This is a genomic window from Streptomyces sp. NPDC025273, from assembly GCF_040638585.1.
GTDB lineage: Bacteria > Actinomycetota > Actinomycetes > Streptomycetales > Streptomycetaceae > Streptomyces > Streptomyces cinereorectus.
The window spans coordinates 128,786-151,691 of the sequence record NZ_JBEZYP010000003.1 but is presented as its reverse complement, the minus strand read 5'-3'; the positions used below and the strand labels follow the sequence as shown (position 1 = coordinate 151,691).

Sequence of the window (22,906 nt, the reverse complement as noted above, 5' to 3'; positions counted from 1 at the left end):
GGCGGCTGAGTACGGGGGAGCGGCGGGACTGAGTACGTCACCCGATTCCGGGGCGGGCCGCCGCTGGTCGAATGGGGACCATGCTCCCCGACGCGCAGCGGCACCCCCGCATCCAGAACCTCACCACCGCCGGCACGGCGCTGGCCGTCACGCTGCTCCCGCTGGCCGTCGGTGTGCTGCTGGCGAGGTCCATGGCGATGGATCCGCTGGCCCCGGTCAACGCGCTGGTCACCAGTGGCGGTCAGCGCGCTCGTATCGCCCCGTCCCGATGGGCGCTGCAAGCTCGAACGCGAGGCCTTGTTTCCCGCGGTAATGGCACTCCTGTCCAGGAAAGCGCTGTCGCCTTTGTTACGCGGATGCGCGCGATCCGGCAGGGGGTGCGCGGGTAGCGGGCAAGGCGCGAACGGAGCGCCGTGACCGGTAGCCGGTAGCCGGGGCGGGTCGGTGCAGCGATCAACGGTTGACAGGTCTACGACCGTGCGGGTCCATGTTGGATGCATGCGTGCGTGACAGGAATGTCCGCATTTTGTCACGCGAACCAGGGCACCTTTCCAGCCACCTCGAAAGCGGGACAAAGTTTGCGTTCCCGGCAGGACGCCGGGGCCGGACAACGCCCGGTACTTCCGTTCCGGGCCCGCATGATGAGGGGTTTCCATGTCCCGTTCCGCACGACGGATCACCGCCACCGTTCTCGCCTCCGGAGCGCTGCTCGCCGCAGCGGCACTCCCGGCCACGGCCGATGGCCGGGACCACGGCTGGAACCGGCCGGCTCAGCGCTCGGCGGTCGTCCTGGGCGAGATCCAGTACGACAGCCCGGGCCGCGACAACGGCTCCAACCGGAGCCTGAACGCCGAGTGGGTCACCGTCACCAACACCGGACGGCGTGCCGTCAACCTCCGCGGCTGGACGCTCACCGACGAGAGCCGCCGCACCTACGAGTTCGACCTCCGGCTGCCGGGCCGCTCCTCGGTCCGCGTCCACACCGGTGTCGGCCGTGACACCCGTCACGACGTGTACCAGGACCGCCGCCACTACGTCTGGGACAGCAGGGACACCGCGACGCTCCGTGACAGCCGCGGGCACAAGGTCGACTCCAAGAGCTGGGGCCGGCACCACGGCGGCGGGCACTCCCACGGCGGAGGGCACCACCACGGCGGTGGCAACCGCTGACGCGCCGGTAGCGGCAGACGGAGTACTTCCGTGACAACGCGGCGCACCACGGCCCTCGCCGTGGTGCGCCGCACCGTTGTCCGCCCCCGGAACGCGCCGGGCGGACCGCGTGGAACGGGGTCCGTGCAACGGCGGGCGGCCGGTGATGTCAGGATGGGCTCATGACCATCAAGGCGTTTTTCGACATCACCATTGACGACCAGCCCGCTGGGCGGATTGTGTTCAACCTCTTCGACGACGTGACCCCCAAGACCGCGGAGAACTTCCGCGCGCTGGCCACCGGCGAGAAGGGCTTCGGCTACGCCGGCTCGCCGTTCCACCGCGTCATCCCGGACTTCATGCTGCAGGGCGGCGACTTCACCCGCGGCAACGGCACCGGCGGCAAGAGCATCTACGGCGAGAAGTTCGCCGACGAGAACTTCACCCTGAAGCACGACAAGCCGGGTCTGCTGTCGATGGCCAACGCGGGCCCGAACACCAACGGTTCGCAGTTCTTCATCACCACCGTCGTCACCCCGTGGCTGGACGGCAAGCACGTGGTGTTCGGCGAGGTCGCCGACGAGCCCAGCATGGAGCTCGTCCGCAAGATCGAGTCGTACGGCACCTCGGCCGGTACGACCAAGGCCCGGATCGCCGTCTCCGAGTCCGGCGTTCTCTGACCTCGTGACGGGGGTCCGGCCGGACTGCCGTTCCGGCGGGCCGGGCCCCCGCACGGCCCTGGGCGCGGTCCGGCCGTCGTGTCGGCCGGGACGGCCGCGCGCCGGACCGTAGCGTGACGCCATGTGCTGGAGCGCGACCGCTGATCTCGTCGCCGGCGCGGGGATCGTCGCGGTCGGGGTGGCCTGTCTCGCCCGCCCCGGACGGGCCCGTGACCTGCCGCTCGCGGCACTGCCGCTGCTGCTCGGGGCTCACCAGATCATCGAATCCGTGATCTGGCGCTCCGGGGGCGGCAGCGGGCCGGCCACCGTCGCATGGGCGGTGATCGCGCTCCCCCTGCTGGCCCTCTGGGTGCCCCTCGGGGTGCTGTGCGCGACACCTGAAGGCGCCCGCCGCCGACTGGCGGTGCCCCTCGCGGCCGGGATCGCGACCTCGGCGGCTCTCGCGTACAGCCTCGCCACGCACCCCGTCACGGCCGACATCCGTGGACGTACCCTCGGTTACGCCGTCGACCTCCCGCACCCGGAGCTGCTCGTGGCCGGCTACCTGTCGGCCACCGTCGGTTCCCTGCTGCTCTCCGGGGACCGCGGCCTGGTGCTGCTGGGAGCCCTGACCGCGGTGGGGGCGGCGGTCTGCGTGGCGCTGTGGCGCACGGAGTTCATCTCGACGTGGTGCGCCTTCGCGGCCGTGTGCTCGGTCGTGCTGCTCGGCTGGACCCGTCGGCGCCCGGGCACCCGTCGGCCCGCAGGCCGGTCCGGCTGACCCCCCCCTCCGGTCCGCGAGCGCGGGACCCGGGGTCCACGCGGCCGCACCGGCCGCGGTCCCGCTGTCGTCCACCATGGGGCGGCAGTGCGGGTGGACCGTGGATACCTCGACTCGATCGTGCCCCGAGCCCCCGTGCTGGCATGATCAAGGGCATGGAAGAGCGCATCATCGCCGCGTGTGACGGGGCATCGAAGGGAAATCCGGGGCCTGCTGCCTGGGCTTGGGTCGTGGCCGACGAGCAGGGGCGGCCCCGGCGGTGGGAGGCGGGTCCGCTGGGCACCGCCACGAACAACGTCGCCGAGCTCACCGCGCTGCTGGAGCTGCTGAAGTCCACCGATCCGGCCGTGCCCGTCGAGGTGCGCATGGATTCCCAGTACGCGATGAACGCGGTGACCAAGTGGCTGCCGGGCTGGAAGCGCAACGGCTGGAAGACGTCGGCGGGGAAGCCGGTCGCCAACCGGGAGCTGGTGGTCGGCATCGACGAGCTGCTCGCCGGCCGCACCGTGAGCTTCCGCTACGTGCCCGCGCACCAGGTGGACGGGGATCCGCTGAACGCGCTCGCCGACCAGGCGGCGAGCGAGGTCGCCGTCTCGCAGCAGCCGGCCGGGACGGCACACGGTGCCGCCGGACTGCCGGTGCCGGCTCCCGCCCGCTCGACGAAGAGCAGGGCGGGCGGCACGGCGGGTGCGGGCACGGGCGCGGCCAGGACCTCACGTGCCGGCGGGACCATCCGCGCGAAGTTCGCGGGCCGGTGCCACTGCGGGAAGCCCTACGCGGCGAAGGACATGATCGCGAAGAATCCGAACGGCTGGGGCCACCCGGAGTGCCGGGCGGCGGTCGCCTGAGCTGACGGGAAGGGCCCTCGGGCCGTTCCGGAAGCCGTCAGACGTCGGCCCAGACCAGGCGGCCCGACAGGCTGGTGCGGGTACCCCACCGCATAGCCAGCGTGTCCACGAGCATCAGACCCCGGCCGTCCTCGGAGAGCGACGCCAGGTCGAAACCTTCGAGACCGTCCACGTCGTCCATCACCACCGGGCCCGGGCCCTCCGTGCTGCCGGGGCCACCCGGACGGTGGTGCGGACCGTGCGGCCCGTCCCCGGGGCGGTGCGACGGTCCGGGGCGACGCGGCTGCGGAGCCCGGGTGTAGGGAGCCGAGCCAGGGTCCATCGGGCGGGACGGCGCCGGTACGCGCCCGCGGCCACGGTTCCACACGCAGATGCGCACTCTGCCCGTGGAGCGCAGGAGACGGCACCGGATCTGTCGGCCCGCCGTGTGCTGCACCGCGTTCGTGACCAGTTCGGTCACGACCAGGGACGCCGTATCGACGCGTTCGTCGGGTTCTCCCCAGTCACGCATGGCCGTCTGCACGCGGTGCCTGGCTTCGGGCACGCACTGGGCGAGACGTGGCATCCACCAGCTCTGTGCGCTCCGTCCGCCCGCGGCCTCCGAGCCGAGTCGTGCGCAACTGACTATTTCCGACATATAAGTACTCTCGATGCAAAGTGCATACTTTGCAAGCGACAGAGTGCCTGAAAGGCTCCGATCCGTTCACGAGGAAGGCGCGTGATGCGGCCCCGATCCGGTCCCACGGTCGAGCACCGAGTCCTCGCCGCACGCCTGCGCATGCTGCGTGAGCGCGCGGGAGTCAGCCTGCAGGCGGCGGCCGGGGCCCTGGATGCCCACCCCGCGACCGTGCGGCGCATCGAACGCGCGGAGACCGGACTGGACGCCCGCCAGGTCCGCGTCCTCCTGGACCGCTACGGGGTCCCCGCGGCGGAGGCCGAGCCGATCATGACGGGCCTCGGCACCGCGAACCTCCCCGGATGGTGGCATCAGTGGCGGGACATCATGGAGCCGCGACAGCAGGAGGTCATCGGCATCGAGTCCTCGGCCGGGCTCGTCCGGACCTGGCACCCCGCACTGGTCCCCGAACTGCTGCGCACCCCGGACTACGCGGCGGCCCTGTGCCACACCCTGTACCCCGGCGACAGTCCCGGGCGGCGGGCCCGGCGCGTCGAGCTGCTCGGGGAGCGGCAGCGGCGCCTGGCGGAGCGCGGCGCGGCCCTCTGGGCACTGTTCCCGGCCGCCGCCCTCCGTACGCGGGTGGGCGGACCCGAGGTCATGGCCGGGCAGCGGGCGCTGCTGACCGAGGCCGCGCACCGGCCGCACGTCACCGTGCAGGTGGTGCCCCTCGACTTCCCGCCGCACCTCATGACGGGCGTCCCGCCCCTGCACCTGATGCGCGTCCCGGCTCCGGAGATCGGTGACTGCGCCGTCCTGGAGATCCCGGGGGCCAGGGTGGAGATCCTCGACGAACCGGACACGGTCACGCACTACCGCATCCGGCTGGACAGCGCCTGCGCGGCCGCCCCGCCCCCGGGCTCCCCCCTGCCCGGAAGCGGATAGGGCCCGCCCCGGGGGTTTCGATCCCCCGAAGCCGGTCACCCGCAGGGGTACAACCGCCCAGCACGCAGCAGAGGAGTGAACAGCCATGGACAACTGGCGCATGCTCGCGGCCTGCCGCGACGAGGACCCCGACCTGTTCTTCCCCATCGGCAGCACCGGACCCGCGCTCGTGCAGACCGAGGACGCCAAGGCCGTGTGCGCGGCCTGCCCCGTACGGGACCAGTGCCTGGAATGGGCCCTGGAGAACGGACAGGACTCGGGTGTGTGGGGAGGCCTGAGCGAGAACGAGCGCCGTGCCCTCAAGCGTCGCAGCCGACGGCAGGCCAGGAGCCACGGGTGACCCCTGTGCGCTCCGGCCCCCGTGCGGGTGGACGATGAACCATGGACACTTCGGTCTGGCTCGTCATCGGCGCGGTCGCCGCGCTGCTCGCGGCGGGCACCGCCGCCGTTCTCCTGGTACGGGTGATCCGGGCCAGGAAGCTGCTCGTGGACGCGGGAATCCCGCTGCGCAACAAGGCACTGGTCTGGGCCGCGATCATCTACACGGTGTCGCCCGTCGACCTGCTGCCCGACCCCGTCTACCTCGACGACATCGGTTTCCTGCTGCTCGCCCTGCGCTCGCTGACCACCGCGGCGCACGCGGCCGGGGCCGGGGTGCGGTCGGCGGGGGCGCGGCGGGCCGGGATCCGGCCGGCCGGAACAGAAGCGGAATGAGACGGCAACCTTTGGGCGTCCGGCAGCGACTGACGTGTCGTAAGCCGTCCCCGGCCAGAAGGTGTCTCTCGTGGAGCCTCCGCTTCCCCACCCCGCACCCCGCTCGCGCCGTCGGCGCCGCCTCACCCGCAACCGAGCGCTGATCGGCTCGCTGGCAGCCGGACTGCTCGCCGCCGGCGGGATCGTCGCCCTCGGCCCGGTCTCGCAGGCTGCCACCGCCCGGCAGGCGGAGGCGCTCGACCGCGGCGTCGTCAGCGTGCACACCGACAGCGGCAACCTCGTCAGCTGGCGCTGGCTGGGCACCGACCCCGACGGCGTGTCCTTCAACGTCTACCGGGCCGGCACCAAGGTCAACGCCTCGCCCGTCACCGCCTCGACGAACTACTTCCACACGGGTGCGCCCGCCACCGCCGACTACACGGTGCGCGCGGTCGTGGGCGGCGTGGAGCAGGGCGACTCCGTGCACGCCATCCAGTTCCGGTCCGGCTACAAGGACGTGCCGATCAGCCCGCCCGCGGGCGGTACGACACCCGACGGGGTGGCCTACACGTACGAGGCCAACGACGCCTCGGTCGGCGATCTGGACGGCGACGGCGCCCTCGACTTCGTGCTGAAATGGCAGCCCACCAACGCCAAGGACAACTCCCAGTCCGGCTACACGGGCAACACGATCATCGACGGGATCCGGCTCGACGGTACCCGGCTGTGGCGCGTCGACCTGGGGCGCAACATCCGTTCCGGAGCGCACTACACGCAGTTCCAGGTGTACGACTACGACGGTGACGGCCAGGCCGAGGTGGCGATGAAGACCGCCGACGGCAGCGTCGACGGTGCCGGAAGGGTGATCGGCAACTCCTCCGCCGACCACCGCAACTCCTCCGGATACATCCTGTCCGGCCCCGAGTTCCTGACGATGTTCAACGGGAGGACCGGCGCGGCGATGGGCACCGTCGACTACGTTCCCGCGCGCGGGACGGTGTCCTCGTGGGGCGACGCGTACGGCAACCGGGTCGACCGCTTCCTCGCCGGAACCGCCTATCTGGACGGGGCCCGACCGTCCTTGATCATGGCGCGCGGCTACTACACGCGCAGCGTCATCGCCGCCTGGGACTGGCGCAACGGCGCCTTCACCCGGCGCTGGACCTTCGACACCAACAGCTCGACCAACGCCGGCAAGGGGTACGACGGCCAGGGCAACCACCAGCTGTCCGTCGCCGACGCCGACGGCGACGGCAAGGACGAGATCATCTACGGCGCGATGGCCGTGGACGACAACGGCAGCGGACTGTGGACGACGAAGAACGGCCACGGCGACGCCATGCACGTCGGCGACCTCGACCCCTCCCGGGCGGGGCTGGAGGAGTTCAAGGTCGACGAGGACAGCTCGAAGCCGTCCTCGTGGATGGCGGACGCGAAGACCGGCCAGATCCTGTGGTCCACCCCCGCGAGCGGCGACAACGGCCGCGGCGTGTCCGGCGACATCTGGTCCGGCAGCCCCGGCGCCGAGTCCTGGTCATCCGCAGTCTCCGGTGTGCGCAACCCGCAGGGCACCGTGGTCACCAGCCGGAAGCCGTCCAGTTCGAACTTCCTGTCCTGGTGGGACGGCGACACGACCCGTGAACTCCTCGACGGCACCCGCATCGACAAGTACGGCACCTCGGCCGACACCCGTCAGCTGACCGGTGCCTCGGTCCACTCCAACAACGGCACCAAGGCCACGCCGTCGATCTCCGGCGACCTCTTCGGCGACTGGCGCGAGGAGGTCGTCTGGCCGACCACCAACAACACCGCGCTGCGGATCTACTCCACGCCGTACGAGACCGGCACGAAGATCACCACGCTGCTCCACGACACCATGTACCGCACCGCCCTGGCCTGGCAGAACACCGCGTACAACCAGCCGCCGCACCCCAGCTTCGCCATCGGCGGCGGAATGGCGACCGCGCCCCGGCCGGACATCACGACGCCTTAGCCGTCCGGCACGACTCCTGTCCGGATGGCGGTCGTTCCCGCAGTGCGGGACGGCCGCCGCCCGGTCAGCGGCCCGTCATCGGATCGCGCCGCGTGAGGCAGTAGACGCCGCCCGCGGGGTCCCGCATCACCGTCCACGCGGGGTGCTCGCGCACGAGCTCGGCGCCGCACCGCTCGTGCCAGGCCCGTCCCGCATCGAGGTCGGGACACGCGATGTCCAGGTGCGCCGAGGCGGGACCGGCATCGTCCAGGCGCTGCAGCAGCAGGTGCACCGGCAGGTCGGAGCGCGGGCGCAGCGCGTGGAACTCCTCGTGATCACCGGGAGTTCCGTCCCAGCCCGTCAGCGCCGTCCAGAAGGCGACCTCCGCGTCGAAGGCGGCCGGAGCGACATCGAGGCAGAGCTGGTCCAGCCGGCTCCCCGGACCCCCGGGGCCGCCGAAGACCGGCGGACGGACCTTCTGGCCGCGCCAGGGCACGACGCAGAACAGCTGGCCGCCCGGGGAGCGCAGCACCGTCAGTCCCGGCTGCTGTGCCTCCACCAGGGCGCCCAGCCGGGCCGCCCGCGCGGTGAACCCCGGCACGTCCCGCACCGCCAGGTCCGGATGCGCGCCGCCCGCCCCGCCGACGGCCTGTACCGCGAGGCAGGCGTCGGCCCCCTCCGCTCCCTCGGCCCGCAGTGTGGTGAGCTCGCCCCGGGCGCCCCGCGGAGCGGAGGCGTGCGTGCCCGTGACGGCCGTCCAGAAATCCTTCGCGGGGCCGACAAGGGCTGTCGGGCGGTCGATGACGGCGTACGTCCAGCGGATCACGGCTCTCCTTCGTGAGGCCAAGATCATGGCCCGCACCTCCATCGTGCCAGGGGCGCCCGCCGGTTCCTTCACCACCCGTTCACCGCCGGATCCGCCCAGGGCATTTCCTCGAACGCGCCGGGGACCTACGCTCGGCCGCGCAGCGATCAACGTCGGCGGAGCCGGAGAGCGACGCCCGACAACGTTGTCCTCACCTCGCGATGTCCCCTGTGGAAAGGTTCGACATGCCCTCCAGACCGCCTGCGGCCCGGCGCTTCGCCGCGCGCGCCGCCGCGATCGTCCTCACCGGCGCGCTCGCCGCCGCCGTCGCGCCGCCGGCCGCCCAGGCCGACGCGCTCGTCACCCGGCCGACCGCCCATGTGGACCCGCTGATCGGCACCGCGAACGGCGGCAACACCTTTCCCGGTGCCGTCCTCCCGTACGGGATGATCGCCTGGTCGCCTACCAGCACCAGGGGCGACCAGACCAGCACCGGCGCGGCCAACGGCTACGAGTACGGGGCCACCCGGCTGCGCGGGCTGAGCCTCACCCATGTCAACGGCGCCGGGTGCAATCCGGGCGCCGCGGGTGACGTGCCGATCATGCCGTTCGTCGGCGACGTCACCTCCTCCCCGTCCGCCGACACCAAGGACGCCGTCTACGCGGCGAACTTCTCGCACGACAACGAGCGTGCCGTGCCCGGCCGTTACACCCTCGGCCTGGACTCGGGCGCCTCCGCGGACCTGGCGGTGAGCGAACGCGCGGGCGTGGCCGACTTCAGCTTCCCGGCCGGCAAGCCCGCCAACCTGCTCTTCCGGGTGTCCAACTCCCTCAACGGCAGCGAGGACGCCGAGGTCGAGATCGACACCGCGCAGCGCAAGGTGACCGGATCGGTGCTCACCGGGGCGTTCTGCGGCAGGCGCGCCAACGGCGGCACCAACAACCGCAAGAGCTACTACCGGCTCTACTTCAGCGCCTCCTTCGACCGCGCCTTCTCCTCGACCGGCACCTGGAAGGACGGCACCCTCGCCCCGGACACGACCAGCGCGAGCGGTGGCGAGGGCTACGCCACCGGGGCCGACCGGGCCGGACGCGGATCCGGCGGCTGGGTCGGCTTCGACACCGCCGCCGACGACGACGTCCGCATGCGCATCGGGATCTCCTACGTCAGCCAGGCCGGGGCCGAGGCCAACCTCCGCAAGGAGATAGCGCCGAAGGCGAGCGTGGACGACGTGGCGCGGGCCGGATCCCGTGCCTGGGACCGCGAGCTGAGCTCCGTACGCACGGGCGGTGGCACCGACGCGCAGCGCACCACGTTCTACACCGCGCTGTACCACGCGCTGATGCAGCCCAACCTGATCAGCGACACCGACGGCCGCTACCCGGGCATGGACGGGAAGCCGCACCGCGTGACGCGAGGGCAGGGGGCGCAGTACAGCAACTTCTCCGGCTGGGACCAGTACCGAGCCCAGATCCAGCTCCTCGCCCTGCTCAAACCGAGGATCGCGGGCGACTTCGCCCAGTCGTTGTACAACTTCGCCCGGCAGAACGGCGGCGTCTGGGACCGCTGGGTCCACGTCAACGGTGCCACGCACGTGATGACGGGTGACCCGACGGCCGCCACCCTCGCCACGTTCTACGCGATGGGCGTACGCAACTTCGACCACGACGGCGCCTTCGAGTCCCTGGCCCGCCAGGCCACGGTGCCCCATCCCGACGGCCTCTCGGACGCCGGATGCCCGGGCCAGTGCACCGGCCAGCGGCCCAACCTGGCGCAGTACCTGGAGTCCCACTACGCACCGCAGGACGTCTGCCACTGCTGGGGCGGCGCCGCCGAGACGCTGGAGGACGCGGTCGCCGACGCCGCCCTGGGCCGCTGGGCCCGGCTGCTGGGCCGGGACGAGGAGGCCGACGCCTTCGAGGAGCGCGGCCGCTGGTGGCGCAACGTGTTCAACCCGGAGGCCGGTGACGGCGCGGGGACGACCGGCTACGTCCAGGCCCGCAACCTCGACGGCTCCTGGGTGACGCCGTTCAGCCCCGGAAGCGACCGCGGCTTCGCGCAGGGCACCAGTGCCACGTACACCTGGATGGTCCCGCAGGACGTGCAGGGCCTGGCCGCGGCGATGGGCGGACGCGACATCGCGGCGAGGCGGCTGGACACCTTCTTCCACAAGGCGGACGGCTCCTGGTCGGTGAAGGGCGGCGACGTGCTGCGCTACGACCCGACCAACGAACCGGGCATCCACGCCCCCTGGCTCTACAACGCGCTGGGCCAGCCCTGGAAGACCCAGGAGACCGTGCGCGAGATCGTGAACACGGTGTACGGGACCGGCCCGCGTGGTCTGCCGGGCAACGACGACCTCGGCACCATGTCGGCCTGGTACGTCTTCTCGGCCCTGGGCCTCTACCCGCATACACCGGGCAGCGCCACGATGCTGCTCGGAACCCCGCTCTTCCCGGCCGCCGTCCTGGACCGGCCGCAGGGCCGGGACATCAGGATCACCGCTCCGGAGGCCGACGCGACACATCCGTACATCGACGCGGTGAAGGTCGACGGACGCGCCGGCGACCGGTCCTGGACGGACGCGCGACTGGTCACCCGGGGCGGGTCGCTGGACTACCGGCTCGCTGACCGGCCGAACATTGGATGGGCCACCGGACCTGCGGGTCTGCCCGAGTAGCAGGGCAACGGGCCGTGTGCCGGAGCTCGGTGGGCGGCCCGTCGCCGCTTGCCGGCTCCGGCCCGTCCGATGGGGCCGGTGGTGAGGGAGCGAATTTCTATCGTTGAAAATTCTGTGTGCACGACCGTTGTCAGGTGTTTGAGGCTGTGACTCAATGTTCGACTATGTGCAGTGCTCCGCGGTCCGGAGCACTTCGGCTTCTTCGATGAGGACGACGCCTTGATACGACAACTGGTCCGCCCCCGCACGCTTTTCAGAACGCTCGCCTGCGCGGCGGCGCTGCTGCTTCCCGTCGGGGCCACCCTGGTTCCGGCCGCCGCCGCCCCTGCCGCCCCTGCCGCCGCTCACGCCGAAGGAACCGTCGGCACCTCGGCGTTCGTGGAGGAGGACCCCTCCACCGAGGTCCACGGCCTCAAGGGTGAGTACTTCGCCATGTCGGCCCCGGGCGCCCGTGACTTCGCCGAGCTCGGTGCCGTGGCGCTCGACCCGGAGATCAACTTCCCCGGTCTGACCGGCGCGTTCGAGTCGGCCACCGGAAGGACCGAGCACACCACCGCTCGCTGGACGGGACAGCTCGAGGCCCCGGAGACCGGCGACTACACCTTCTCCGCCATCGGCGACAACGGCTTCCGGCTCTTCGTCGACGGCAAGCCCGTCATCGACCACTGGGAGCCGGACTGGGACAAGGAGCAGCACAGCGCGCCGGTCTCCCTGAAGGCCGGTGAACCGCACACGTTCCGGCTGGAGATGTTCCAGGACACCGGCGGGGCGAACATGTTCCTGCGCTGGTCGAGCGCGGAGCTCGCCAAGCAGATCGTGCCCGAGTCCGCCTTCACCCCGCCCGCTGGCTTCGAGGTCTACCCGGTCGGGCTGAGCGTCTCCCGGAGCGGTCTGAAGCTGCAGGCGACCTTCGACCACGAGGTCAGCGGCATCGAGGACGTGAAGGACCACCTCGACGTCGAGGCGGACACCACGCCGATGCCCGTGAAGTCGGTGGTCAGGGCGTCGGACAACCCCAGGGCGCTCGTCGTCACCCTGGGCGCGGCCGTCCAGAAGGGCCAGCAGGTCAGGGTCGCGTACGACGGCGAGGGCGGCCTGAAGGCCGGCGACGAGACCGTCCCGGAGATCAGCCGCAGGGCGAATAACCTCTCCACGCACCGGCTGCTCACCCCGTGGGGCGAGAAGGCCGACCGCGAGAACCCGCTCCCCGAGTACCCCCGCCCGCAGCAGGTGCGCGACGACTGGAAGAACCTCAACGGGCCGTGGGAGTTCGCCGGAGCCACCGCCGGTGAGCAGCCGGTCTTCGGCAAGCCGCTCGACGAGCGCATCACCGTGCCCTACCCCGTCGAGTCCCAGCTCTCCGGACTCGAACGCCACGAAGACCACATGTTCTACCGCAAGCTCGTCACGGTGCCCAGGAGCTGGCCGGTCGGCAAGCGGAGCGGTGACGACCGCCTGAAGCTCAACTTCGGCGCCGTCGACTACCAGGCGCGCGTCTGGGTCAACGGCAAGCAGGTCGCCGAGCACACCGGCGGCTACACCGCCTTCAGCGCCGACATCACCGACGCTGTCAAGGGCAGCGGCCCGCAGGAGATCGTGGTCGCGGTCACCGACACCACCGGAGCCGACCAGCCCACGGGCAAGCAGTCCGCGAACCCCAGCGGCATCTTCTACACCGCCTCCTCCGGGATCTGGCAGACCGTCTGGATGGAGCCCGTCGCGCCCGCCGCGGTCGACTCCCTGACGACCACGCCGGACATCGACACGGGCCGGCTCGCACTGAAGGTCAATTCCGAGGACGCCTCCGAGTCCGCCCGGATCACCGCTGTCGCCCGTGACAGGAAGGGCAAGACCGTCGGCACCGTCACGGGCCCGGCCAACAGCGAGCTGAGCCTCCCCGTCGCCGAGCAGCACCTGTGGACGCCGGACGACCCGTACCTGTACGACCTGGAGGTGACCCTCAGGGACGGCCGCTCCAAGGACACCGTCGACAGCTACTTCGGTATGCGCTCCTTCGGTGTCGCCGAGGTCGGCGGCTACCAGAAGCTGGTACTCAACGGGAAGCCGTTCTTCTCCCTCGCCCAGCTCGACCAGGGCTTCTACCCCGACGGCCTGAACACGGCGCCCAGCGACGCCGCCCTGGTCTTCGACCTCAAGACGCAGAAGGACCTCGGCTTCAACTCCGTCCGCAAGCACATCAAGGTCGAGCCCGCGCGCTGGTACCACCACGCCGACAAGCTGGGTCTCCTGGTGTGGCAGGACTTCGTCTCCGGGAACATCACCGGTGAGAAGGGCCAAAAAGCCTTCCTCGACCAAGGCGCCGAGATGATGGAGCAACTGCACAACTACCCCTCCATCGGCGCCTGGATCGTCTTCAACGAGGGCTGGGGCGAGTGGGACCGCGTCGAGACCGGCAAGATCACCGAGAAGGTCCAGGCCGCGGACCCCTCGCGCGTCGTCAGCGCCCACAGCGGAGTCAACTGCTGTAACTCCAAGGGAGACTCCGGCAAGGGCGACATCATCGACCACCACGACTACAACAACACCGACCCGGCCTTCCCCGACGAGAAGCGTGCCGCGATCGACGGTGAGCACGGCGGCTTCACCCTGCGTATCCCCGGCCGCATGTGGCCTGGCGCGCCCACCGCGATCTACAGCGGTGTCGCGGACAAGGACGCCCTGACCGCCAAGTACGTCGACAACACCCGCACGTACTACCTGGAGGCGGCCGGCGCCGAACTCTCCGGTTCCGTCTACACCCAGGTGACCGACCTGGAGAACGAACTCAACGGTCTCTGGACGTACGACCGCCGCGAGATCAAGGTCGACCGGGCCGAGGTGCGGAAGATCAACCAGGAGGTCATCGCGGCCGGTGCCGCCGCAGGAGAGCGCGACGAGCTCAAGGGCGGCGGCGCCTGGTCCCTCGACGAGAACCAGGGCACCGAGGCGGCCGACAGCGGCCCGAACCACAAGGACCTCACCCTTTCCGAGGGGGCGTCCTGGACGTCCGGAGTGCAGGGCTCCGCGCTGAAGTTCAACGGTGAGGGCCAGTACGCGGAGACCGACGGACCGGTGGTCGACACCACCGGCGACTACACCGTGTCGGCCTGGGCCTCGCTCGACGCGATCCCGGGCAACTACGCCACCGTCGTCAGCCAGGACGGGCGGCGCCAGGAGAACCCGTTCTACCTCCAGTACGGGCAGGGCGCGTTCGCCTTCTCCACCCCCGGCGGGAACCGTGCCCGACTTGAGGTGAGGCCCGAACTCGGCCGGTGGTACCACGTGGTCGGCGTACGCAGCGGCGACGAGATCAAGCTGTACGTCGACGGCGAGCTCGCCGCGACAGCGGCGGCCGGGGCCGCCGATGTCAGCACCGGTGCGCTGTCCGTGGGCCGCGCCAAGTGGTCGGGCGCCGACACCGACTTCTGGAACGGTTCCGTCGACCAGGTGAAGGTGTACGACAAGGCGCTCACCGACCAGGAGGTGACCGCGCTGCACGACGGCGAACAGCCGTAGGAACGGCACGGCGTAGGCCGGCTCGGCAGCGTCGGTGCCGCCGGGCCGGCCCCGTACGACCGGCTGGTCAGGTCACGGGGCCCAGGGCGCGTCCACCGCCCAGATCGTGTCCTCGGTGAAGGGGTGGCCGGGCTGCCCCACGGGTGACCTCCGCCGGGAGCTGAAGGCGTCACCCCTTCACCACGCGTGGCCGGGGTCCTTCGACCCCGGACCGCCGAACTCGCCGAGGACGGCGGCCGGGTCGCGGTGGGCGCCGCGTAGCCGGGGCCGACGCGGACGTGGAAGTCGATCACGTCGCCGTTGCCGACGCCGACGGAACCGCGGCAGTCGATGCCGCTCATGTCGCCGACAGCCGGGACGGGTCGTGGGCCTTCACCTCGTCGGCGATCCCGGCCCGGTCGTACTGCCGCGGTATGGCAGCACGCCGTCCGGCCGGTGTCCAGAGATGGCGCAGCGGCTGGTTCCGTCAGGTCCCGTCCGTGGTGTTCCGGGGGCGGGGAGAGCCCGGGCGACACGTTCTGGAAATGCGCCGACAACTCTCTTGCCGCCTGCGCCACCTCGCCTATATAACGTTGTAAACCGAGCCGCCGAGAGGCCGCACAGGCTCTCACGACCGCAGTTCGCGCAGCTCGTAGTGGGTCGTGAGGAACGCAATGCCATCTGCCGCCGAGCGGTGGATCCATCGTCCAGCCATGCCGACCGCACGCCGAACGGCGTGCGGTCATCCTGCCAAGGAGCGTCCCGCGCATGATGATCCAGCGTCGATCCCGTCCCCTCGCCGCGGCCTGCCTGCTGGCCGCCACCGCCACGCTGGCCTTGTCCGGCTGCTCGAAGTCGGAGACCACGAGCAACGCCGACGGTGACAGCGGCCAGGGAGCCCAGGCGGCCAGGACCCCCGAAGCCGGTTCCGGCGCCGGCTGCTCGCTGAAGACCTACGGAGCGCCCGAACTCGACCTGAGGAACGCGGTGGTCGGCTTCTCCCAGTCGGAGAAGGAAGCCAATCCGTTCCGCATCGCCGAGACCCGGTCCATCAAGGACGAGGCCGAGAAGATCGGCGTCAAGAAGCTCCTCACCACCAACGCGCAGTCTCAGCTCTCCAAGCAGATCAGCGACATCCAGGACATGCTGTCCCAGGGCGCCCAGTTCCTCATCGTCGCCCCGCTGAACTCCGACGGCCTCGAGCCGGCGCTCAAGGCCGCGGCAGCGAAGAAGGTCCCGGTCCTGACCATCGACCGCAAGGTCAACTCCACGGCGTGCAAGGACTACGTGGCCTTCCTCGGCTCCGACTTCGTCGAGCAGGGAAAGCGGGCCGCCGACGCGATGATCAAGGCCACCGGCGGCAAGGGAAAGGTCGCCATCCTCCTCGGCGCATCCGGCAACAACGTGACCACCGACCGCACCAAGGGCTTCGTCGACCGGATCAAGACCGAGGCGCCCGGCATCGAGATCGTGGCCCAGCAGACCGGTGAGTTCGCCCGCGACAAGGGTCAGCAGGTCATGGAGCAGCTCATCCAGTCGAAGCCCGAGATCACCGCGGTCTACGCGGAGAACGACGAGATGGGCCTCGGCGCCGTCACCGCCCTGAAGGCGGCCGGCAAGAAGCCCGGCAAGGACGTCAAGATCGTCTCCGTCGACGGCACCCGCAACGCCGTGCAGGCTCTGGTCAACGGCGAGTACAACGCCGTCATCGAGTCCAACCCGCGCTTCGGCCCGCTGGCCTTCGCGACCGCCCAGAAGTTCTACGGCGGCGAGGAGATCCCCGAGAACGTGATCATCACCGACCGCGCGTACGACGAGACCAACGCCAAGGCATCGCTCGGCGGGGCGTACTGACCGGTCCCGATCCCCGACGGCCCCGTCCGCCGTGGCACTCGCAGGAGGTCACGGCGGCTCCCGGGCCCGCCCCCTGGAACAGTGGAAGGCCACGACCACCCATGGCACCACCCCAAGCAGTACCTCAGGCACCGGAGTCGGCCGCGTCCACGGCTTCGGCCGTGCTCGAAGCGCGCTCGGTGAGCAAACGGTTCCCCGGCGTCGTCGCCCTGGACGACGTCTCCCTCTCGCTGCGCGCAGGGGAGACGCACGCGCTGGTCGGCGAGAACGGCGCCGGCAAGTCCACCCTCATCAAGGTACTGACCGGTGTGTACCGGCCGGACGGGGGAGACCTGCGGATGGCGGGGCAGCCGGTGAAGTTCGCCCGGCCGTTCGAGTCCCAGCAGGCCGGCATCTCCACGATCTACCAGGAGGTGAACCTCGTCCCGCTGATGAGCGTGGCGCGCAACATCTTCCTCGGCCGTGAACCCAGGAACCGCGTCGGCCTCATCGACTTCTCCCGCATGCACCGGGAGACGACAAAGCTGCTCGACGGCTTCGGCGTACGCGTCGACCCGCGCCGCCCCCTGCACACCCTGGGGATCGGCACGCAGCAGATGGTCGCCCTGGCACGGGCCGTCTCGGTCAACGCCCAGGTGGTGATTATGGACGAACCGACCTCCTCGCTCGAACCGCGTGAGGTGGAGACCCTCTTCCGGGTCATCGAGACCCTGCGCGGCCAGGGCATCGCCGTGCTCTACGTCAGCCACCGCATGGACGAGCTGTACCGGATCTGCGACCGCGTCACCGTCCTGCGCGACGGCCGCCACATCCACACCGGCGACCTCGCCGGCCTCGACCGGATGCAGCTCGTCTCGATGATGCTCGGCCGCGACATGGCCGAGGTCCGCCGCTCCGGCGTCACCAGCTTCGCGGTGGAGGGACACGAAGCCGCCCGGACGCCGGTGCTCACCGCGACCGGCCTCTCCAGCCGCCACCACCTCCACGACATATCCCTGTCCCTGCACGCGGGCGAGGTGCTCGGCCTCGGCGGACTCCTCGGCTCCGGCCGCAGCGAGACGGCGAAGGCGCTGTCCGGCGCCCTCCCGCTGGACGCGGGCGAAGTCACCGTCGGCGGGACCGCCCTGACCCGCCTCACCCCGGCCGCCGCCATCCGCGCCGGGATCAGCCTGCTGCCGGAGGACCGCAAGGCCGAGGGAATCGTCCCGGGCCTCTCCGTTCGCGAGAACATCGTGCTGGCCGCCATGCCGCGCCTGTCCCGGGCCGGTGTCGTCTCCCGCGCCAAGCAGGACCGGATCGTCGGCATCTTCATGAAGCGCCTGCGGATCAAGGCGTCGAGCCCCGAGCAGAAGGTCGGCGAACTCTCCGGCGGCAACCAGCAGAAGGTCCTGCTGGCCCGCTGGCTCTGCCTCGAACCCAAGGTCCTGCTGCTGGACGAACCCACCCGGGGCATCGACGTCGGTGCCAAGGCCGAGGTCCAGAGCCTCATCGACGACCTCGCCCGCGAGGGCCTGGCCGTCCTGCTCATCTCCTCCGACATCGAGGAGCTCATCGAGGGCGCCGACCGGATCGTCGTCCTGCGCGGCGGATCCGTCGCGGGCGAACTGGCGGGTGACGACGTGGCCGAGGACCGGCTGCTCGGAGTGCTCGCCGACCACGCGCCGGCGCCGCAGGACCAGGCCCCGGCCGCACAGGAGGAGCCCCGATGACCCAGGCCGCCGTCTCCCCGCCCGCAGGACCCGCACAGCCCGCCGGGCCCCCAGGTCCCCTGGCCCGGCTGCGTGACCCGGCCTGGTACCAGGAGTACGGCGTGTACGTCGCCGTGGCGGTGGTGCTGCTCTTCAACGCCCTGTTCACCGGCCACTTCATGACCGCCGACAACTTCCGCACCCAGCTCGTCCAGGTCGCCCCCATCGTCATCGTCGCCCTGGGCATGGCCCTGGTCATCGGCACCGAGGGCGTCGACCTGTCCGTCGGTTCGACCATGGCGCTCGCCGCCGCGCTCCTGCCGCTCTACCTCGGATACGGGCTCGTGCCCGCCCTCGTCGTCTCGCTCCTGGCGGGCGCCGTCGTCGGAGCGGTCAACGGCACGCTGGTCTCCCTCATCGGGCTGCAGCCCATCGTGGCCACGCTCGCCCTCTTCGTCGGCGGCCGGGGGCTCGCCCTGGTCATGGCCGACGGCCAGCTCAAGCAGATCGTCAACCCAGGCCTGCTGTCGCTGGGAACGGGATCCCTCCTCGGCGTCCCGCTCGTCGTCTGGATCGCCGGAGTGCTGGCCGCCGCCGTCGCGTTCCTGGTGCAGCGCACCACCTTCGGCCGGCAGATCGTCGCCGTCGGCGGCAACCGGTCCGCCGCGTCCCTCGCGGGACTTCCCGTCAAGCGCGTCCTCATCGGCGTGTACGTCCTGTGCGGGGTGCTCGCCGCCCTCGCCGGTGTTCTCGCCACGGCCCGGCTCACCGCGAGCGACCCGTCCTCGCTCGGCACCCTGATGGAACTCTCCGCCATCACGGCGGTCGTCGTCGGCGGCACGCCGCTCAGCGGCGGATCCGTCCGGGTGCTCGGCACCGTGGCCGGAGCGCTGCTGATGCAGCTCCTGCGCGCCACGCTCGTCAAGCACGACCTGCCCGACTCCACCGCTCAGATCGCCCAGGCGGCCATCATCATCGCCGCCGTCTACGTCGCCCGGGAGCGTCGGTCCCGATGAACGAAACCACACCCGCGCCCGCAGCGCCCGCAGTCCCGGCCGGCCGGAGGACGACAGCACCCGGCGAGGGGCCCAGCCCCGCCGCCGTCTCCGAGCCGGGCACCAAGGCGCGTGTCGCCGAACTCCTCCAGCGCCAGGGCGTGCCGGCGGTCCTGCTGACCGTCGTGATCACCGCCTCGTTCATCTACCCGACGTTCGCGTCCCTGGACAACGCCCGCGGTATCACCGTCCAGGCGTCCTTCCTCGCCGTGGTCGCGCTCGGCATGACGATGGTCATCATCACCGGCGGCATCGACCTGTCCGTCGGATCGGTCTTCGCCCTCGGCGGAGTGCTCGCCGCCTGGGCCTCGCAGTACGGCTTCCTCGCCGCACTCCTCGTCCCCCTCGCGGCGTGCGGCGCGATCGGACTGCTCAACGGACTCCTGATCGCCCGCGGCAACATGGCCCCCTTCATCGTCACCCTCGCCACCCTGCTCGGCGCCCGCGGCCTGCTGCTCGCCCTCACCGACGAGGGCGCCACCACCTACCTGGTGCCCAGGGACTCCGCCTTCGGCGAGCTGGGCCAGGGCAGTGTCTGGGGCTTCGGCCACCCGATCCTCATCGCGCTGGTGCTCTTCGGGGCCGGCGGACTCGTCCTGCAGCGCACCTCGTTCGGGCAGACGCTCTTCGCCGTGGGCGGCGGCAGCGACGCGGCCACCCTGATGGGCCTCCCCGTCGCCCGGACGAAGCTCCTCGTCTACACGCTCAGCGGCCTGCTGGCAGGGCTCGCCGGCGCGCTCAGCGCGGCCAGGCTCTCCTCCGGCGTCACCATCGTCGGCGTGGGCATGGAACTCGACGCGATCTCCGCCGTCGTCATCGGCGGCACCCTGCTCGTCGGCGGCGCGGGCTCGATCAGCGGCACCCTCTGGGGCGTTCTGCTGCTCGCCGTCATCCAGAACCTGATCAATCAGATCGGCTCGCTCGACTCCTCGTACCAGTCGGTGGTCAGCGGAGGGTTCCTTATCGTTGTCGTGGTGGCCCAGCGCTATCTGGCGCGCAGTCGCAGAAGCACCTGACGACGGACCAGCTGCCGTACCGAACCATCGAGCCGAGTGGATCCAAGGAGTGCCGTGGGCGTCAGCCTCAAGGACGTTGCGCAACGGGCGGGCGTGTCCATCAAGACCGTGTCGAACGTCGTGAACAACTATCAGCACGTCACACCCGCCATGCGAGCCAAGGTGCAGCAGGCGATCGACGAACTCGGTTACCGGCCCAACCTCACCGCCCGCCACCTGCGCAAGGGCCGCACCGGCATCATCGCCCTCGCCGTACCCGAATTCGGCAACCCGTACTTCGCGGAGCTCGCCGGAGCGGTCGTCGACGCGGCCGCCCGCCACGACTACACCGTCCTGGTCGACCACACCGCAGGCCTCAGGGAGAAGGAGCTCCTGGTCAGCCAGGGATTCCGGTCCCACGTGATCGACGGCCTCATCCTCAGCCCCATCCACCTGGAGACCGAGGACCTCATGGCGCGCACCGAGACGGCACCGCTGGTCCTGCTGGGCGAACGCGAGTACGAGGCGCCGTACGACCACATCGCCATCGACAACGTGGCGGCGGCCCGCGACGCCGTACGCCACCTCATCGGCCTCGGCCACCGCAGGATCGCCTTCCTCGGCTCCCGCACGGGCCGCGAACGCCAGCCCGCGCATCTGCGTCTGCGCGGCTGGCGCGAGGAGCTCGCCGCCGCCGGCCTGGCGGCGGACGAGTCCCTGGTCGTGGTCACCGACGGCTACGGCCGCGCGGACGGCGCCACGGGCATGGCCGCTCTCCTGGACCGGGGGGAGAGGCCCGATGCCGTGTTCGCCTACAACGACCTCATCGCCATCGGCGCGATGCGGACCATCACCGAACGCGGACTGCGGATCCCGGCCGACATCGCCGTCGTCGGCTTCGACGACATCGAGGAGAGCAGCTACGGAACCACCACACTCACGACCATCGCCCCGGACAAGGAAGCCATCGCCCGGCTCGCCGTCGACAGCCTGGTCGAACGGCTGTCGGGCAGACCCGTCGCCGAACCACGCAGGCCGCGCCCCGGTTACCGCCTCGTCGTCCGGGAATCCACCGCGCCCGGGCATGACTCCGCTCCTCCCGAGGACCTCTGATGCCGCGCCCCACCGTGCACCGCACACCGTTCGGCTCCGCCCACGGGGCCGAGACCGGCCTGTGGACCCTTGATTCCGGTACCGGAGTCACGGCCGAGGTCCTCAGCTACGGAGCGTCCCTGCACCGGCTGACCGTGCCCGACACCGCGGGCGCCGCCGCCTCGGTCGTCCGCTCGCTTGCCACGATCGGCGACTACACGGGGAAGCACCCGTACTTCGGCGCCGTCGTCGGCCGCTACGCCAACCGCATCGCGCACGGCCGCTTCAAAAGGGAGCCGCTGGTCCGCTCGCCGCCCGGTGCGGTCCGCGGCCGCGGGTCGGCCGCACCCACGCCTCGGCCTGCACACGGCAGGTCTCCGTACCGAGGCTGCGCGGAAGCTCCCGCCGTGAACGGTCAGGAATGATGAACCGTCCGCCGGCGTTCCCGTGGTCATGACTTTCTTCGTCGACGTCACGGTGCGCGGCTACGAGCTCGACACCCAGGGCCATCTGAACCAGGCCGTCTATCTCCAGTACGCGGAACACGCGCGGTGGGAGCTGCTGCGGGCCGCCGGACTGCCCCAGGAGAAGCTGCTCGCCGGCGGAGTCGGCCCCGTGCAGCTGGAAGTCACGGTGAAGTACCTGCGCGAACTGCGCGCAGGGGACCGGGTGCGGGTCAGCTGCGCGTTCGTCCACGGCTCTGGCAGGACCTTCGGGGTCGTGCAGCGAATCGTCAAGGAGGACGGCACGGTGGCCGCCGAGATCAGCGGCGTCGGCGGCATGCTCGATCTGACCGCCCGTCGGCTGATCGCTGATCCGGCCGGGCACCTCGCCTCGCTCGCGGACAGTCCCGGACTGCTCGGCATCGGCACCTGACGGAGTGCGGGGCGGCTCAGCCGGCCTCGTCGCCGGATGCCAGCCGCGCCATCAACCGTGCGAGCCGGGCGGCCCTGACCTCGGGTGTTCTCGCCTTGAGCAGCTGGAGGAGCATCTGGTACCGGGCCGACCTGCCGAGCTGCTCGAACCGCTGCGCCGCCCGGGGGTCGGAGGCCAGCGCGGCAACGAGATCCGCGGGCGCGGTGGCCTCCTTCTGCGAGGGATACGCCGCCGCCCACCGCCCGTCCGCCCGCGCGGCCCGCACTTCGGCCAGCCCCGGCTCCCGCATCCGGCCGGCCGCCGTCAGGGCCTCGACCCTGCGCACGTTCGCGAGGGACCACAGGCTGCCCCTGCGGCGGGGGGTGATCCGCTGCAGGTAGTACTCCCCGTCGAGGGCCCTGCGCTGCCCGTCGATCCAGCCGAAGCAGATCGCGGCATCGACGACCTCTTCGGGTGCGACGGACGCGATGCCCGTACTCTTCTTCGCCAGCTTCAGCCACAGTTCGGCCCGTGCGCAGTGATGGACCTCCAGCCAGGACTCCAGCCCGGCGAGCCGCTCGAAGAACAGCGGCCGCGCCGGCGTTCCGTCCTCGGCACCAGGCCCGGGGCCGTCGGGCATCGTCATGGCGCTCCTTCGGTGTCAGGTCACTGATGCTCCGTCAGGAGCCTTTCCGCACATCCACGTACGGCTTGAGGCGGGCG

Annotated in this window: 20 protein-coding genes and 2 pseudogenes; 18 read left to right on the top strand and 4 right to left on the bottom strand. The window is 71.1% G+C overall.

The window, feature by feature from the left end; translation table 11 throughout:
- Positions 1-71 precede the first annotated feature (71 nt).
- From AB0F38_RS07845 to AB0F38_RS07825, 5 genes are all read left to right on the top strand, one after another.
- A complete protein-coding gene (locus AB0F38_RS07845) occupies positions 72-389 on the top strand; it encodes a hypothetical protein (RefSeq protein ID WP_361888330.1) in 318 nt (105 codons plus the stop codon).
- 265 nt (positions 390-654) lie between these two features.
- Entirely contained in the window at positions 655-1,170 is a 516-nt protein-coding gene (locus tag AB0F38_RS07840; RefSeq protein ID WP_361888327.1) for a lamin tail domain-containing protein, read from the top strand.
- Positions 1,171-1,331: 161 nt separating this feature from the next.
- The gene (locus AB0F38_RS07835; RefSeq protein ID WP_361888324.1) at positions 1,332-1,829 is read left to right on the top strand and encodes a peptidylprolyl isomerase; all 498 of its coding nucleotides are present in this window, start codon (positions 1,332-1,334) and stop codon (positions 1,827-1,829) included.
- 121 nt (positions 1,830-1,950) lie between these two features.
- Positions 1,951-2,589 (top strand): DUF6629 family protein, encoded by a 639-nt coding sequence (locus AB0F38_RS07830; protein ID WP_361888321.1) that lies wholly within the window; start codon positions 1,951-1,953, stop codon positions 2,587-2,589.
- Between the two features lie 155 nt (positions 2,590-2,744).
- Positions 2,745-3,437, top strand: a complete 693-nt coding sequence (locus AB0F38_RS07825) for a ribonuclease H (protein WP_361888318.1) — start codon at positions 2,745-2,747, stop codon at positions 3,435-3,437.
- Positions 3,438-3,474: 37 nt separating this feature from the next.
- On the opposite strand, the gene AB0F38_RS07820 is transcribed toward AB0F38_RS07825, so the two are convergent.
- Positions 3,475-4,002: an ATP-binding protein gene (locus tag AB0F38_RS07820; protein WP_361888897.1), complete on the bottom strand. Its 528-nt coding sequence runs from the start codon at positions 4,000-4,002 to the stop codon at positions 3,475-3,477.
- A gap of 156 nt (positions 4,003-4,158) precedes the next feature.
- Between AB0F38_RS07820 and AB0F38_RS07815 the strand changes: the two genes are divergently transcribed.
- From AB0F38_RS07815 to AB0F38_RS07800, 4 genes are all read left to right on the top strand, one after another.
- Positions 4,159-4,998, top strand: a complete 840-nt coding sequence (locus tag AB0F38_RS07815) for a helix-turn-helix transcriptional regulator (protein WP_361888894.1) — start codon at positions 4,159-4,161, stop codon at positions 4,996-4,998.
- 85 nt (positions 4,999-5,083) lie between these two features.
- Positions 5,084-5,338 (top strand): WhiB family transcriptional regulator, encoded by a 255-nt coding sequence (locus AB0F38_RS07810; protein WP_361888315.1) that lies wholly within the window; start codon positions 5,084-5,086, stop codon positions 5,336-5,338.
- A 41-nt stretch (positions 5,339-5,379) separates the two neighbouring features.
- Positions 5,380-5,712 carry a YkvA family protein gene (locus AB0F38_RS07805; protein WP_361888312.1) on the top strand — a complete coding sequence of 111 codons (333 nt, stop codon included), beginning with the start codon at positions 5,380-5,382 and terminating at the stop codon, positions 5,710-5,712.
- Positions 5,713-5,782: 70 nt separating this feature from the next.
- A complete protein-coding gene (locus AB0F38_RS07800; protein ID WP_361888308.1) occupies positions 5,783-7,684 on the top strand; it encodes a rhamnogalacturonan lyase in 1,902 nt (633 codons plus the stop codon).
- Positions 7,685-7,748: 64 nt separating this feature from the next.
- Here the strand turns inward: AB0F38_RS07800 and AB0F38_RS07795 are convergent, their stop codons facing one another.
- The gene (locus AB0F38_RS07795; RefSeq protein ID WP_361888305.1) at positions 7,749-8,489 is read right to left on the bottom strand and encodes a VOC family protein; all 741 of its coding nucleotides are present in this window, start codon (positions 8,487-8,489) and stop codon (positions 7,749-7,751) included.
- A 224-nt stretch (positions 8,490-8,713) separates the two neighbouring features.
- On the opposite strand from AB0F38_RS07795, the gene AB0F38_RS07790 reads away from it, so the two are divergent.
- Positions 8,714-11,149, top strand: coding sequence for a GH92 family glycosyl hydrolase (locus AB0F38_RS07790; RefSeq protein ID WP_361888302.1), 2,436 nt, complete (start codon positions 8,714-8,716; stop codon positions 11,147-11,149).
- 171 nt (positions 11,150-11,320) lie between these two features.
- Positions 11,321-14,665, top strand: a complete 3,345-nt coding sequence (locus tag AB0F38_RS07785; protein WP_361888299.1) for a LamG-like jellyroll fold domain-containing protein — start codon at positions 11,321-11,323, stop codon at positions 14,663-14,665.
- Between the two features lie 180 nt (positions 14,666-14,845).
- Here the strand turns inward: AB0F38_RS07785 and AB0F38_RS07780 are convergent.
- Positions 14,846-15,071 (bottom strand): annotated as a pseudogene (locus AB0F38_RS07780) (glycoside hydrolase family 2); the annotation flags it as partial.
- A 341-nt stretch (positions 15,072-15,412) separates the two neighbouring features.
- On the opposite strand from AB0F38_RS07780, the gene AB0F38_RS07775 reads away from it, so the two are divergent.
- From AB0F38_RS07775 to AB0F38_RS07745, 7 genes and pseudogenes are all read left to right on the top strand, one after another.
- Positions 15,413-16,498, top strand: coding sequence for an ABC transporter substrate-binding protein (locus tag AB0F38_RS07775; protein WP_361888296.1), 1,086 nt, complete (start codon positions 15,413-15,415; stop codon positions 16,496-16,498).
- Positions 16,499-16,599: 101 nt separating this feature from the next.
- Positions 16,600-18,207: a sugar ABC transporter ATP-binding protein gene (locus AB0F38_RS07770; RefSeq protein ID WP_361888293.1), complete on the top strand. Its 1,608-nt coding sequence runs from the start codon at positions 16,600-16,602 to the stop codon at positions 18,205-18,207.
- Positions 18,204-19,202 carry an ABC transporter permease gene (locus AB0F38_RS07765; RefSeq protein WP_361888290.1) on the top strand — a complete coding sequence of 333 codons (999 nt, stop codon included), beginning with the start codon at positions 18,204-18,206 and terminating at the stop codon, positions 19,200-19,202. The genes AB0F38_RS07770 and AB0F38_RS07765 overlap by 4 nt, the downstream gene beginning before the upstream one ends.
- Positions 19,199-20,257: an ABC transporter permease gene (locus tag AB0F38_RS07760; protein ID WP_361888287.1), complete on the top strand. Its 1,059-nt coding sequence runs from the start codon at positions 19,199-19,201 to the stop codon at positions 20,255-20,257. The genes AB0F38_RS07765 and AB0F38_RS07760 overlap by 4 nt, the downstream gene beginning before the upstream one ends.
- Before the next feature lie 54 nt (positions 20,258-20,311).
- On the top strand, positions 20,312-21,349 hold the full coding sequence (locus tag AB0F38_RS07755; RefSeq protein ID WP_361888284.1) for a LacI family DNA-binding transcriptional regulator: 1,038 nt from the start codon (positions 20,312-20,314) through the stop codon (positions 21,347-21,349).
- A pseudogene (locus tag AB0F38_RS07750) lies at positions 21,349-21,615 on the top strand (galactose-1-epimerase); the annotation flags it as partial. The gene AB0F38_RS07755 and the pseudogene AB0F38_RS07750, both read left to right, overlap by 1 nt.
- Before the next feature lie 166 nt (positions 21,616-21,781).
- The gene (locus AB0F38_RS07745) at positions 21,782-22,204 is read left to right on the top strand and encodes an acyl-CoA thioesterase (RefSeq protein WP_361888281.1); all 423 of its coding nucleotides are present in this window, start codon (positions 21,782-21,784) and stop codon (positions 22,202-22,204) included.
- A gap of 16 nt (positions 22,205-22,220) precedes the next feature.
- On the opposite strand, the gene AB0F38_RS07740 is transcribed toward AB0F38_RS07745, so the two are convergent.
- Entirely contained in the window at positions 22,221-22,829 is a 609-nt protein-coding gene (locus AB0F38_RS07740; RefSeq protein ID WP_361888278.1) for a YdeI/OmpD-associated family protein, read from the bottom strand.
- Positions 22,830-22,906 lie beyond the last annotated feature (77 nt).